A 12,190-nucleotide genomic window follows, 5' to 3' on the forward strand; every position below is an offset into this window, starting at 1 on the left:
ATTGCCAACGAAGCGGAAGTTGATGCGGAGTACATCGGACGCATTCAGATTGAAGACGATCATAGCTTTGTGGATTTGCCCGAGGGAATGCCCAAGGAAATCTTCAAACACCTGCAAACAGTCTGGGTAAGTGGGCAGAAGCTTCGAATCTCACGCCCCGGCGCTAAGCCCAAAAAATCGGCAAAGGGGTCGAGCCCTGCTGAAGGCGATCAGAAAGACACGCCCAAGAAAAAGGGGCCACGAAAGCGTAAGGCACCGCCGCTGGCTTAAGAGTAAGGAGTTAAGACTAAAGAGTTAAGCTTTAGTCGTTCCGCTCTAACCACCAGCGAAGAATCTCTTCCTCCACCCGATACAAGGGGCTGCTCCCCGGCGGAGCGTGGGCCGGATTCTTGGCCGTGCCCGTAACAATTGTCGCGATGCCGTCACCGGTCTCCGGGTCGATGAGAGCGTGACTGAGCACGCCGTAGGCCTCTCCAAGATGGCCCACGAGGAGTTCGGGTCCCTGCGTAAAGCCCCATTCTCTCGTATTGATTCGATGTACCGATAGCCCGTAGCTGGTCATGAGCCCATCGGTAGGGCCGCCCGGCTCTGCCTCACCCGCGGACAATCCGTTGCTGCGATCCGCATTCAAGTCCCAATCGGGCGCGAGCATGGCGTCCACGGCTGCTGCAGTCAAAATCTGTTTGCCATTCGCTGTTCCGCGATTAATCAGCATTTTGAGCACCACCACTAGGTCATCTGCGCTGGCGCGTAAGCCCCCTTGGGGTGAATAGATTGTCGCATTGCTGCCAAGCACGTAGCTGCTCAGAAACTTCTGCGCGAACGCTGTATCTCGCATTCCGTAAAAACAGCTCGGCTGTGCACCATCGACCTGTGACAGCCAATCGCTCTGATCGTCCCACCCGCCGGGATCTATTCCTTTTCGAAACGCCGCCGCCCGCTGATAGGGTGGAATCTCACAAGGATCGAAGCGCGCGCTGATCCCCATGGGTATAAGCACACTGTTTGCCATGTACTGATCGAAACGCTGCCCGGACAGCAGCTCTATTACTGTCCCCAAAAGACCGAAGTTCAGGTTGGAGTAGTAAAAGAACTCGCCCGGTGCTTGCGCAGTGCCGCTGGCAAAGTGATCACCGTTTTCCCAATAGTCTGTGCCGGGTGTAAAAAAGTCGCGCAGCTCTCCCGTCCCGGCGGCGATAAAATACGCTGATCCATCGCGGATCGAGGAGGTATGTGAAAGCAATTGTCGGGCCGTAATAGCCTCGTCAGGGAAATTGGGGTTACGCAGTTCCCAGCCGAGATAATCAGATAGGTCGCGGTCAAGGTCGAGCTTGCCGGCATCAAGCAGTTGCAGCACACCGATAGCAACCACGAGCTTTGAGATTGAGGCGATTCGGATTTTGTGATCCCGTCGTAAGGGATCTTTTACGCCTGACTCTATTTGCGCAAAGCCAAGGGCATAACCCTCGGTCGCTTCGCCACTTTTGAGCAGACTAATCTGCAGACCGCTCAAGCTCGAGCTTACATCTGTGCCTGCAACGATGGTTTGCAGTTCAGCTATCGCATCGTCTGCCGAGGCGGAGTGGAGGAACAAAACTGCAAACAAGACAGCGGTTAACCGCTGCGCTTTCATCGCGTAGTTACTCTTTCATCCTACAGTTACTCTTTCATCCTACGGTTACTCTTTCATTACCTTGCCGCTTTTCATCACAAACCCAACGTTCTGTAAGGCCTTGATGTCATCTAAAGGCGAGATCCGAGTTGCAATAATGTCGGCATGCTTACCTGCTTCAATGGTTCCCAAGCTATCGCTCATATCAATGAGGTCAGCGGCGTTGACCGTCGCCGACACCAGGATGTCCATCTCGCTCATGCCCGCATTGTTCATGAGCTCTGCTTCTCGCGCATTAAGGCCATGCTTGGAAACAGCCGTGTCAGTGCCATAGGCGACTTTTACGCCGGCCTTATGCGCTTTCTCGAAGTTACCTTGCATTGCGGTGCTGACTTCTATTGCCTTGGCTGCCTGGGCGGGAGTCAGAATTCCTCCCATTTTTGCCATCTCGCCGACCGTCGCACCGGCCAGCAGAGTAGGCACTAGGTAAGCACCAGTGCGCTTGAACTCTTTGATCGCGGCAGGGCCTGCGTAGGTGCCGTGCTCAATGCTATCTACTCCCGCTTTGAGCGCCGCGATAATGCCATCCTCTTGGTGAGCATGACTGGCGACCTTACGTCCCATGCTGTGAGCTGCTCGGACTACCTCTACCAGCTCGTCATCTTCCATTTGCTTGCCCGTGCCGGTCGCGCGGTCGGTAAGCACACCGCCGGTAGAGGTGATCTTGATGAAGTCAGCGCCGTACTTGATGCCGTTTCGTGTGGCGCGGCGGCAGTCATAGGGCCCGTCGCAGACTGATTCGTCGGTCATCAGCTCCATGAACTCATGCTTGGTCCCGCTTACATCATTGTGACCACCAGTAATGCCCACGCCACCCGCAGCGATGATTCGGGGGCCGTCAATCCAGCCTTTATTAATAGCATCGCGCACAGCGTAGGTTTGCTGATTCATTGAGCCTGCGTCTCGCACGGTGGTGAAGCCTGCCATGAGCGTCGTCATCGCATTGTGATAGCCATACATCTGCACGAGTTCGCCGGACCAGCGAAGGGAGCGGCTATCATTGTCGGGGCTCAACTCCCCCTGAAGGTGTACGTGCATGTCCATAAGTCCTGGCATGACAAAGCTGTCTTTGAGATCAATGACGCTGTCGGCGTTGTATTCACCAGCGCTTTGATAGCCGTCAACAATTTCGCTGATACGACCATCAACTACAACGACAGTTTGCTCTTCGAGCGGCTTCTTGCCGGGTACGGCGAGGAGCTCACCGGCGTGAATGAGTTGGGTGTCCGCCAGCGCGGGGGCCATGGCAAGAGCAGCGCTAATGGCGAGCACGAGTTTTGTGGTTTTGGTTTGCATGAGTTCTCCTGGCAGGGTGCGTGCCTGTCGAGTGTTGGTTTTTTTATAGGTGATCAAGCATAGCAGGCCCAGCATGTTCCTACTCGGCCTCAAGTGGCTGTTTGCCCGAGGTCGATCAGTGGGTGACATTTACGCACGGCTCTAATACAGTCCCTCGTCAATACGCTTCGCGATCCACGGGATTGTTAGTGAGGCAGCGATAAAAAATATAACAAGAGGAATTCGAAATGAAGCGACTGTCTTCTGAGTCCTTGCTGCGCACAGTCTGCGCGACATGTCTGTCGATGCTGTTTTCAGGGTTAGTCTCTGCAGCTGATAGCAAACCCAACATACTCGTCATCTGGGGCGATGACATAGGCTGGTCGAACATCAGCGCCTACCACCGCGGGATGTTGGGTAGCCGGACTCCCAACATTGATCGTATTGCCAAGGGCGGCGCGATGTTCACCGACTACTATGGCGAGCAGAGCTGTACCGCAGGCCGTTCCGCATTTATCACCGGACAACATCCGCTGCGTACCGGGCTTTTACGAGTAGGTTTGCCGGGCGCCGACATTGGTTTGCGCGCAGAGGATCCTACAATTGCGGAGCTCCTTAAACCTCATGGCTACGCCACAGGACAGTTCGGTAAGAACCATCTGGGTGACAAGGATGAGTTTTTGCCGAGCAATCATGGTTTTGATGAATTTTTCGGCAGCCTCTATCACCTGAATGCAGAGGAGGAGCCTGAGACGTATTTTTACCCTAAAGATCCCGAGTTCCGGCGCCGCTTCGCTCCACGAGGAGTTATACGCTCTTACGCTGACGGCAAGATAGAAGATACGGGTGCGCTTACTCGTAAGCGTATGGAGACCGTGGACAAAGAATTTACCGATGCCGCACTCGCGTTCATTGATACGGCCCATGCCAACGAGCAGCCATTTTTCGTATGGCTGAACACTACGCGTATGCATGTATGGACTCGTCTGGCGCCCGAGTGGCAGGGCAAGTCGGGCTACGGCTTGTATGCAGACGGCATGATGGAGCATGATTTTCACGTAGGTCGTGTTTTAGACAAGCTGGACGCTCTGGGGATCGCCGATAACACCATCGTTGTTTACTCAACGGACAATGGCTCGCAAACCAATACCTATCCCGATGGTGGCGCTGAGCCCTTCCGTGGGGAGAAAGGTTCGACCTGGGAAGGGGGCTTTCGTGTACCCGCACTCATACGCTGGCCGGGTGTTGTAGAAGAAAACACTGTGATCAACGATATTTTTTCTCACCAGGATTGGCTGCCGACATTTTTAGCAGCGGCGGGAGAGCCGGATATCGCCAGTAAGCTGCGCAAGGGCCACCGAGCCGGTGAGAAGTCTTTTCGGGTGCACCTTGATGGGTTTGATCAAACAGACTTGCTCGCTGGCACAGGTCCGGGTGTTCGCCACAACATTTTCTACTTTGATGACAACGCTAACTTTAACGCGCTTCGCTGGAACGATTGGAAAATCCACTTTGGCGTTCAGAAAGATGGATGGGGCGGGAGTCGCGAGGCGCTGAATTTTCCGCAGATGGTGAATCTACGCACAGATCCTTATGAAACATCCTTGGATTCCAGTTTATACACGCGGTTCTTTGCAGATCAGATCTGGCTGTTCGTACCTACACAGCAAGAAGTCGGCAAATGGTTGATGACCTTTCGGGAGTTTCCACCAAGGCAGGCCGTAGCCAGTTTCTCCGTTGATGGAATGATGGAACGTATGCAGCAAATGCTTCAGATGAAGGCGATGCAGCCGCCGGCGGTAAAGTAGACTGTGCTACCCACATTAAACGAATCAAGGATTAAAGGTACATGATCAAGTTATACGGCTTTTCTTACAGCAACTACTACAACATCGTTAAGCACGTCTTGCTTCATAAAGGTTTGCCTTTTGAGGAAGTGCAGCAGTTTGGTGCTGACGATGCCTATTTAGAGATAAGTCCTCTCGGTAAGGTCCCTGCAATGACCACCGAGCACGGTGAGTGCATGAGCGAATCGACGGTTTGTTGCGACTACCTTGAGGATGCTTACCCCTTTAACTCGCCGCTGTACCCTGCCGATGACTATGACCGCGCGAGAGTTCGTCAGGTCATTAAGGTCTCTGAACTTTATTTAGAGTTGGCAGGACGACGACTCATTCCATTTTCAATCAGCAAGAGTCCTGTGCCCGACGCATTGGCTAAGGAAGTGAGCGATGCTCTTACCAAAGGTATCGCGGCGCTTAACAGCCTTGCAGAGTTTGATCCCTATGTAATGGGCAGCAAGCTAACGATGGCTGACATTTACTTGCGCTATGTCGTTGGTGTGGTGGCTTTGGCTGGTGCGCTCCTCGAGCGAGATTTTGTCGCAGAGATCGACGGTATCGAGGACTGGCAGGAGATGATGGCGGACACCGACATTGCGCGAAAGGTCGATGCTGACAGAGAAGCCAACGGCCCTGCGTTTTTTGCCTACATCAAAGAGCGCTATGGGATGTAATTGTTTGCCTCAGTCTGAAGTTGATCAGACGAGTTGCTGCACAACAGGGCTTGCTGCCAAGGCGGCCCTGCTGTCGGAGCGATAGCCCCGGTAGAATCCAAAGCAAACCGCCAAGACTAAGCCAAGCCAGAACAATAGCTGGAGCTGCGCCTGCGTTAGCGGGAGCACCAAGCTGACGGGTAGTGTCAGAGCCAGGGCCGATGGAGCGCCAAGAGCGATACCCAGCCATGCACCATACATCCCCGCTGTGTTCTTTTCTCTAGCTTGGCGCTTTAGAAAGTACACGCGCATACCTGAATGAATGATGAACAAAAGGCATATGCCAAAGAGTGCATAGGCGATTTTTACTGGCATACCGCCAAAGGAGCCAAAATGCACCTTGTACACCGAGTCGCCCACCTGCTGCCCAATGCTTCCGTCGGCTGAACCTACTGTCCCCAGAAACTCACCGTCTCTGTTGTAGTTGTATTTTTCGGCATATATGAGGCGATCGGGATGCTCCGCAAAAATTTGCAGATACTGACCTTCGGTATTCGGATCATGAAGTACCAGGAGCACTGGTTTTGTAAATGCATAGTTCTCTTGGACGTGAAGAAGGGCTAAATCCATTCGCGCGATGGGTGCAGAGCGCAAGTCGACTGGGGGTTCGCTCCCAAAGACCGGCGCGAAAACCGCACTGGTATCTCCTTCATAGTTAAGAGAGGCAATGGCGAATGCCGAGATGCTGGCCAGGCCGATCATTGCCCCGGTGAGCGAATTACTCAAATGGAAAGGCATGGTCCAAACACTCAGCCGATTGTGGATATCGGTGTGCATAAGTCGCGATGACTTTCCGCGACGAAATGAAAATGCATCCTTAACGATGTTGGGGTGAGCCAGCAAGCCAGATAAAGACATGCCGAACAGTAGTACCCCAAAAATGGCGACGACGATCATTCCAAAGCTATGGGGCAGATTGAGGTAGTAATGGAGGTCTATGAGAAAGCTGGACCAAGGATGTACCTTCTGCAGTGCTAGTCGCCCTTTGGCGTCCGCGTAGTGGGATCTGTTGTCGGTTCCCACTATTGCGGTGTTCTTTTTTTGGGTGGGGGGGTAGACGACTAAATGCTTTGTATCGGGATCCAGTTTTATGGCTTCACGGGAAGCTTTCAGGAGTTCTTCGCCATTGAGAGCTGATACCTGCGGTATCTCCTTTCTTTGCTCAAAGACTTCCAACTGATCTTTAAAGACACTGACTGTGCCGCTCAGGCAGACTAAATAGAGACCCGCTGCGATAGCGACGCCGAGGACGCCATGGGCAGATAGCGCGCGTTGCACCGTCTTCGCTTTGTTTTTCTTTTTGGCCACAGTCTGCGTGTTCCCACTAAAACTCTGCGCCATCAGGCTCCACACCGTTAAAAAGCCCCAGAGCACGGGAAACAGGAATAGTTCTGTAACCAGTGCGTTTTCAGGGAGAGTACCTGCCCAGATAAGCATCTGGTGACTGGCCAGTGCGGTGCTCAAGGCCAATAAGGCGGCAACGGGTCCCGCTGTCAGCAACCAGCTCAGGCGCTTGCTGGCCATCCAGCCGACGCTTTGACTTCTCGCAATCCCAGCGTCATCGCTACGCTGATCTCCTAGAGCGCGCTTATTTTTTTTAGGCTGTGTTTTTGTTTTTTCCTGCGGCGTACTGAATGCGATAGATCCAGAAACAGCAACACAGCAAAGGGCGCTAATACACAGAACAATGAGTGCTATAGCGATTCCACGATCAGCTCCGGTCGCCCATGACCAAACCCCAGTGCCCAGCGCAATGCTCGCCCAGCCGATAACGCGCCCGTGGCGGGGCAGGGCGGCGCGCCATGTTGCGTACAAAATAGCGACGCCCAGCCCCACTAAGGAAGACCCGATTACGGATAACATCACAGCGCCCCGGTTAGAAGTTGTGGGTAACTCGGGCTACGATGGTTCGCTCTTCACCCGGGAAGCAATCACCTCGGGCAAGGCAGGTGCCGTAGTACTCCTCTTGAAATGCATTGCGAAGGTTCAGCGTTAAAGCAGTGGACTTCCACTGGTAACCGACCAGCGCATCCACCAGGGTATAGCCATCGGTGTTAACTTCCACCGGGGTGGGTGCAAAGCCATTAGCGGGGAGGAAAGCCGTCCCGTTACTCTGGTTTTCGCCAGCGTAGCGAACGCCTGCGCCTAGGCTGAATCCGTTAAGACGTCCCTCGGTCGGACGCCAGGTAGCCCATATCGAGCCTTGCTCTTCGGGGATACTGGCAAAGGTCACGCCATCAGGGTCTGCGGTGTCCAAGACACTAAAGTTAGCGTCAAGATAAACATTGCCCAAGACAGTTTGCGCCTCAATCTCAAAGCCGCTGATTTCGGCCACGCCTTCTTGCTGCGTTGCGGCAAAGGGGAGATCCGCGGGGTTGGGTAAGTTCGATTGCTCTATATCAAAGTAGGCGGCGGTCACGTAGGTGCGGGTACCCCTGGGTTGCCACTTAAAGCCCACTTCCCATTGTTCGCCCTCTTGGGGTTCGAGAGCTGAGTTAGTGAGTGCGTCGGTGCCAACAATGGGCTGAAACGACTCGGAGTAGCTGATATAGGGGTTCAAGCCGATATCTGTTTTGTATAGCGTACCAAGCGAGAGCGACACTGCATCATCGCTCTGTATCTCGCCGCCGTTGTCGATTTCGACATCGTCAAATCGCAAGCCCGCGGTGACAACAAAGTTGCCCACCTCGATTTGATCATTGATGTAAAAACCGACGGTTTCTGTGTCGCTTTGGGAGGTGCCTCGCGCGGCGTCAAAGTCGGCGACAGTTGGTAGTGGGTCCTCGCCGTACTGAGGGTTGAGTACGTTAAAGGTGGTGGGTAGTGCGTAAAGAAACGCGGCGTCGGTGCGCGTGTTTACGTCCTGATAGTTAACGCCCACCAATACTTCATGTCTGAAGCTGCCCGTTTCAAATTTGAAGCGGGTACGTGCATCAATAGCGTATTGCTCGGAGGACGCTGGCGCGTCGTACCAGCTGCGACCTATAGCAGAGCCATCGGGGAGGGTTCTTGGGTTGCCCGCCCCCAGAAATGACACCCAGGTTTGTCGATAGTCCGCTTCGCTGTCGCGGTATCGCGCTGTGGCCTCAAAGGACACAACATCGTTCAGAACATGTTCGCCGAACAGCGTGACGGATAGGGACTCTGTATCGTAAGTGTTAAACCCGGGTTCGCCCACGTAGCGTGATGCGGGTACCTCGGCTCCGCTGGTGCCGGCGCATACGTTGGCTTCGGAGATTTGTACTGACGAGTCTGCACAGCCGCTTACCGAGAGTGGTAAGAATTGGTGGGCAGTGTCACTCTCGCGATCGGTGTAGTTCACCAGCGCGGTCATCGTTGTGCGGTCGGTCTGATAGGTGACCGAAGGCGCTAACACCAAAGCATCGTCATCGACAAAATCGACCTGAGTTTCGCTGTCACGATAAACGCCAACAAAGCGGCCGCTCCATTTGCCATCGTCGCTGATTCTAAACCCGATATCGGTCGCTGCCTGCAGTCTGTCCTGACTACCGAAGTCGAGCATGAATTCACGCTCGAGGTTATCGCGCCCCGCGCGCTTGCTCACGGTGTTCACTAGTCCTCCGGGGGAGCCTTGTCCATAGAGTACTGACGCAGGGCCCTTCAAGATTTCTACTTGCTCCAAGGTATAGATGTCTGAGCGGGCATTGTTGTAAAAGCCGAAGAGTACCTGGATGTTGTCGAGATACTCCGGGACGTCGAGGCCGCGAACGCGGGGAAAGTCTCCGCGGGTGGAAAACCCAAAAGTGTCACCTACCACACCGGCCGTGTAGTTCAGTGTGTCATCAAGGGTAAGTGCGCCACGTTCCAGAAATTCTTCCGCAGGAACGATGGATACTGATCGCGCGGTCTCAAGGATGGGGATGTCTGACTTTGTGGCTCCAAATGTCGATAACTTGCCGGTCACGATCACTGTTTCGAGTTGTGGGTCGTTTTGCGCTGCGGCTGAAATGCTTGCAAGCAGGGTGGCGGCGAATAGAGTGTTGCGGGTAAAGGGGTGTTTCACGGAGGCTCCTATTGAATCTAAATACTAATGAGATTGATTATCATTTAGTATTAAGAAAATTACAATAGGGTGAATGGTTTTTGTGGCTGAGTGGTGTGGGGATGGGTCGTACTCCTCCCTCGTTCGCCTTACGCGTATGAGATATCGCTCGGCATCAAGAGAGGGTTAATGCCCCGCCAACCTGCCTACCTGGCAAGGTGTTCGACTCTTCGGGGTGATGTGGCCTTTCGGGAATCAATCAAGTTTCTGTTTTTTGGCTCTCTTTTGTTGCAGCAGTTGCACTACATTTGAGGAGAGGCCCTATGTATCCGATACAGTTTTGCTCATAGTTACGCACGTGCCCCACGCTGGGATCGACGTCCCGACAAAGGTGCGAAGCCAATTTGTGGTCGACCAAAGCGTGCTTTGGATAGAGATCCTTACCGTTACCGACTGTTACACCGATGAGCTGTTTGGAATGCCACGCAAGCTCCGCCTTAATCCCGTTGTGTATTCTTTGGGTGCGACCAAGCTCACCGGCCGTGATGGCTTCATCTACAATCTTCGTAAACTCGCGATCTGACGCTGAAGCCCATTCATGGTGTTGTTATGACAGTTGTGCCAGTTATGACACTAGTTTCTCTGAAGTCTTGAAACGATCGTGCGAATATCCAGATCTTCGTCATTAGCTTCTCGTGGCGCATACTTGTCAAAGGCCGCACTCAATCTTTCAAAGCGCTCTACAAGTCGGACTTTGTTGTAAGAATGTGAAACCGCATAGAGTTCGCCGGCCTTGAGCTGATCAAGAATGATTTTGCTGAAATCATCTGTCTCCATTCCCAGGCCCAGCCCTCGGGTCATTTCAGACTTAACTAAACCCGGCATGATCAAAGCCACATCGATAAAACTGGGCACCTCTTCGGCTAGCAATTCGGTGATCGCCAAAATGGCATGCTTCGATGAAACGTAAGCGTGCGCGGAGGGTACGCAGGGGTAGATGCTGTTCTCTGAACCGAGATTGTAGATGGCGGCAGGTGTACCTTGCTCTATGAATCTTTTTCCAAACACCTGAATTCCGTGTAACACACCATAGATGTTTATCTCGTGGACTTTCCGAAATTCGGCGAGGTCCATTTCGATAATTGGCCTGGGCTTCTGTGAAACCCCCGCGTTGTTAACAAGCACATCGACAGTTCCAAACTCTTTGACCGCAAAGTCGGCGAGGTTTTCTACGTCATGGCGATTGCTTACGTCGCAAGCTACTGCGGCAGCGGTGATGTTTAGGTCGTTCAGTCTCTCTACAGCACTTTCAATATCATCTGTCGGCAGTCCCGAAACAACGACCTTGGCTCCCTCGCTCCCAAATTGTTTTGCCAAAGAAAAGCCAATGCCTACCGCGCTGCCAGTAATGACAACCACTTTGTCAGAATAAGATTTCATGGTCTCTCTGTCGCATCGTGTCGCTGTGTCCAGTTGCGCATTGTCACCGAGCTCTGCCAAAAAAAACAGTGCCAAATACTGTAGCGAATACTTTCCAATTCATTAGGAATACTGCCTAGCTTTACAAGTACACATAACCCTTCAGGCTGTGGCGGCAAGCAGCGCAGCGATTTGACCGTCCCGGCGCGAAGCGCCCTTGCTGCCTTGACTTGTTATGTTTCGGGATGACCAATTGCTTCCCTAAACGCTTGCTTATCAGACGGTGACAGCATTATAGATTTCCCATGTGTATAGCTGAGCTCCAACCTATCGAGAGAGAGCGCTGGGCTCGATAGTGGATTTCTAGTTTCCGAAACGGAGGTTATCTCCGACACAGGAATAGACCAGGAGAATGGCCCACAACTAACTCGTAAATTGTCATCGGAAACGACGTACTTCGTGCCCGAAAACAACCACGCCGGTAGACCACCACCAAAAACCAAGATTATTACCGCAATTACGATATTTACTGTGCCTGACTGCTTAAAGGTTACATAAGCTGTCGCAATTGACACTGCTATGGAGAAAAACAGAGTAAGCAGAAGCCATAGATCTATTTTTGACTTGAATACGATCATGTTTCGATCCTCAAGAAACATAACAGCTACTTATGCGGCGGATTCCGCATCTGTATCCCAACCCGGAAAAACAAGCACTGCTGGATGACATTTCAAAACACGAGCTAAGGTTTTTGCACGATCCACACCGATGTTCACGCGACCCCGCTCAATAGCTGAAATAGTGGACTGCGGCATACCGGCCAGATCCGCGAGTTGGTTCTGGCTGAGCTCTTGTAGCTCTCGAATGATTCTAACGGACTCTCCTGGAGAGATCGCCACCCGACGCTTTGCTTTACGAATCTCGCTCATCAAGACCTCCTTCGATAGTCGTGAGGTGTCACCTCTACCACAATAACCTCTAGTCGATCGCCATAGGCTTTATAGATAGCCCGATGCTGCTGACCTAGGCGAGATGAACGGTAACCGTTCCAATCTCCACGAAGTGCCTCATCTCGAAAACCTCGGATGAGCCTTAGTCCGTCGGGGCCAGAAATCTCAACAATGTCCTTCCACTTTTCGTAGCGCTTCTGGACGTCTAGCGGTGCTTTTGCAAGCTGCTTGTCTAAGCGCCTATGTTCGAAGATCGACCACATATTTTAAAGGTTATATACCCTATTAGATATGTCAAGGCGGTGGCCGCATAACGC

General features: G+C 52.8%; 12 protein-coding genes and 1 riboswitch. Of the genes, 4 read left to right on the forward strand and 8 right to left on the reverse strand.

Annotated features, from left to right (window positions below):
* The coding region (locus tag AB8B76_RS12430) for a DbpA RNA binding domain-containing protein (RefSeq protein WP_405272906.1) at window positions 1–270 on the forward strand (270 nt) is incomplete at its 5' end.
* Between the two features lie 31 nt (window positions 271–301).
* On the opposite strand, the gene AB8B76_RS12435 is transcribed toward AB8B76_RS12430, so the two are convergent.
* Both AB8B76_RS12435 and AB8B76_RS12440 read right to left on the reverse strand, forming a co-directional pair.
* The gene (locus tag AB8B76_RS12435; protein ID WP_405272908.1) at window positions 302–1,633 is read right to left on the reverse strand and encodes a serine hydrolase domain-containing protein; all 1,332 of its coding nucleotides are present in this window, start codon (window positions 1,631–1,633) and stop codon (window positions 302–304) included.
* A 45-nt stretch (window positions 1,634–1,678) separates the two neighbouring features.
* Window positions 1,679–2,968 carry an amidohydrolase family protein gene (locus AB8B76_RS12440; protein ID WP_405272910.1) on the reverse strand — a complete coding sequence of 430 codons (1,290 nt, stop codon included), beginning with the start codon at window positions 2,966–2,968 and terminating at the stop codon, window positions 1,679–1,681.
* Between the two features lie 227 nt (window positions 2,969–3,195).
* Here AB8B76_RS12440 and AB8B76_RS12445 point away from each other — a divergent pair, with 227 nt between their 5' ends.
* Both AB8B76_RS12445 and AB8B76_RS12450 read left to right on the forward strand, forming a co-directional pair.
* The gene (locus tag AB8B76_RS12445) at window positions 3,196–4,755 is read left to right on the forward strand and encodes an arylsulfatase (RefSeq protein ID WP_405272912.1); all 1,560 of its coding nucleotides are present in this window, start codon (window positions 3,196–3,198) and stop codon (window positions 4,753–4,755) included.
* A gap of 41 nt (window positions 4,756–4,796) precedes the next feature.
* Window positions 4,797–5,462, forward strand: coding sequence for a glutathione S-transferase family protein (locus AB8B76_RS12450; protein ID WP_405272914.1), 666 nt, complete (start codon window positions 4,797–4,799; stop codon window positions 5,460–5,462).
* A 24-nt stretch (window positions 5,463–5,486) separates the two neighbouring features.
* On the opposite strand, the gene AB8B76_RS12455 is transcribed toward AB8B76_RS12450, so the two are convergent.
* Together AB8B76_RS12455 and AB8B76_RS12460 are read right to left on the reverse strand one after the other, a co-directional pair.
* Entirely contained in the window at window positions 5,487–7,364 is a 1,878-nt protein-coding gene (locus tag AB8B76_RS12455) for a PepSY-associated TM helix domain-containing protein (RefSeq protein WP_405272916.1), read from the reverse strand.
* Between the two features lie 13 nt (window positions 7,365–7,377).
* Window positions 7,378–9,525, reverse strand: a complete 2,148-nt coding sequence (locus AB8B76_RS12460; RefSeq protein ID WP_405272918.1) for a TonB-dependent siderophore receptor — start codon at window positions 9,523–9,525, stop codon at window positions 7,378–7,380.
* A 146-nt stretch (window positions 9,526–9,671) separates the two neighbouring features.
* A riboswitch (SAM-I-IV-variant riboswitch) is annotated at window positions 9,672–9,773 on the forward strand.
* Window positions 9,774–9,910: 137 nt separating this feature from the next.
* On the opposite strand from AB8B76_RS12460, the gene AB8B76_RS12465 reads away from it, so the two are divergent.
* The gene (locus tag AB8B76_RS12465) at window positions 9,911–10,087 is read left to right on the forward strand and encodes a hypothetical protein (protein WP_405272919.1); all 177 of its coding nucleotides are present in this window, start codon (window positions 9,911–9,913) and stop codon (window positions 10,085–10,087) included.
* Between the two features lie 50 nt (window positions 10,088–10,137).
* Here AB8B76_RS12465 and AB8B76_RS12470 read toward each other — a convergent pair whose 3' ends face one another.
* The 4 genes from AB8B76_RS12470 to AB8B76_RS12485 form a co-directional block, all read right to left on the reverse strand.
* Window positions 10,138–10,944 (reverse strand): SDR family NAD(P)-dependent oxidoreductase, encoded by an 807-nt coding sequence (locus tag AB8B76_RS12470; protein ID WP_405272920.1) that lies wholly within the window; start codon window positions 10,942–10,944, stop codon window positions 10,138–10,140.
* 212 nt (window positions 10,945–11,156) lie between these two features.
* The gene (locus AB8B76_RS12475; RefSeq protein ID WP_405272921.1) at window positions 11,157–11,582 is read right to left on the reverse strand and encodes a PH domain-containing protein; all 426 of its coding nucleotides are present in this window, start codon (window positions 11,580–11,582) and stop codon (window positions 11,157–11,159) included.
* A 9-nt stretch (window positions 11,583–11,591) separates the two neighbouring features.
* Window positions 11,592–11,852: a helix-turn-helix transcriptional regulator gene (locus tag AB8B76_RS12480; RefSeq protein ID WP_405272922.1), complete on the reverse strand. Its 261-nt coding sequence runs from the start codon at window positions 11,850–11,852 to the stop codon at window positions 11,592–11,594.
* A complete protein-coding gene (locus tag AB8B76_RS12485; RefSeq protein ID WP_405272923.1) occupies window positions 11,852–12,136 on the reverse strand; it encodes a hypothetical protein in 285 nt (94 codons plus the stop codon). The genes AB8B76_RS12480 and AB8B76_RS12485 overlap by 1 nt, the downstream gene beginning before the upstream one ends.
* Between the last annotated feature and the right edge of the window lie 54 nt (window positions 12,137–12,190).

The organism is Congregibacter sp., assembly GCF_045107095.1.
Lineage (GTDB): Bacteria > Pseudomonadota > Gammaproteobacteria > Pseudomonadales > Halieaceae > Congregibacter.

What these genes read in the sequence shown, in the direction of transcription:
- AB8B76_RS12445 (WP_405272912.1), top strand. Translation starts at nt 3,196, where the DNA reads ATGAAGCGACTGTCTTCTGAGTCCTTGCTGCGCACAGTCTGCGCGACA.
- AB8B76_RS12450 (WP_405272914.1), top strand. Translation starts at nt 4,797, where the DNA reads ATGATCAAGTTATACGGCTTTTCTTACAGCAACTACTACAACATCGTT.
- AB8B76_RS12455 (WP_405272916.1), bottom strand. Translation starts at nt 7,364, where the DNA reads ATGTTATCCGTAATCGGGTCTTCCTTAGTGGGGCTGGGCGTCGCTATT.
- AB8B76_RS12435 (WP_405272908.1), bottom strand. Translation starts at nt 1,633, where the DNA reads ATGAAAGCGCAGCGGTTAACCGCTGTCTTGTTTGCAGTTTTGTTCCTC.
- AB8B76_RS12440 (WP_405272910.1), bottom strand. Translation starts at nt 2,968, where the DNA reads ATGCAAACCAAAACCACAAAACTCGTGCTCGCCATTAGCGCTGCTCTT.
- AB8B76_RS12470 (WP_405272920.1), bottom strand. Translation starts at nt 10,944, where the DNA reads ATGAAATCTTATTCTGACAAAGTGGTTGTCATTACTGGCAGCGCGGTA.
- AB8B76_RS12475 (WP_405272921.1), bottom strand. Translation starts at nt 11,582, where the DNA reads ATGTTTCTTGAGGATCGAAACATGATCGTATTCAAGTCAAAAATAGAT.
- AB8B76_RS12480 (WP_405272922.1), bottom strand. Translation starts at nt 11,852, where the DNA reads ATGAGCGAGATTCGTAAAGCAAAGCGTCGGGTGGCGATCTCTCCAGGA.
- AB8B76_RS12485 (WP_405272923.1), bottom strand. Translation starts at nt 12,136, where the DNA reads ATGTGGTCGATCTTCGAACATAGGCGCTTAGACAAGCAGCTTGCAAAA.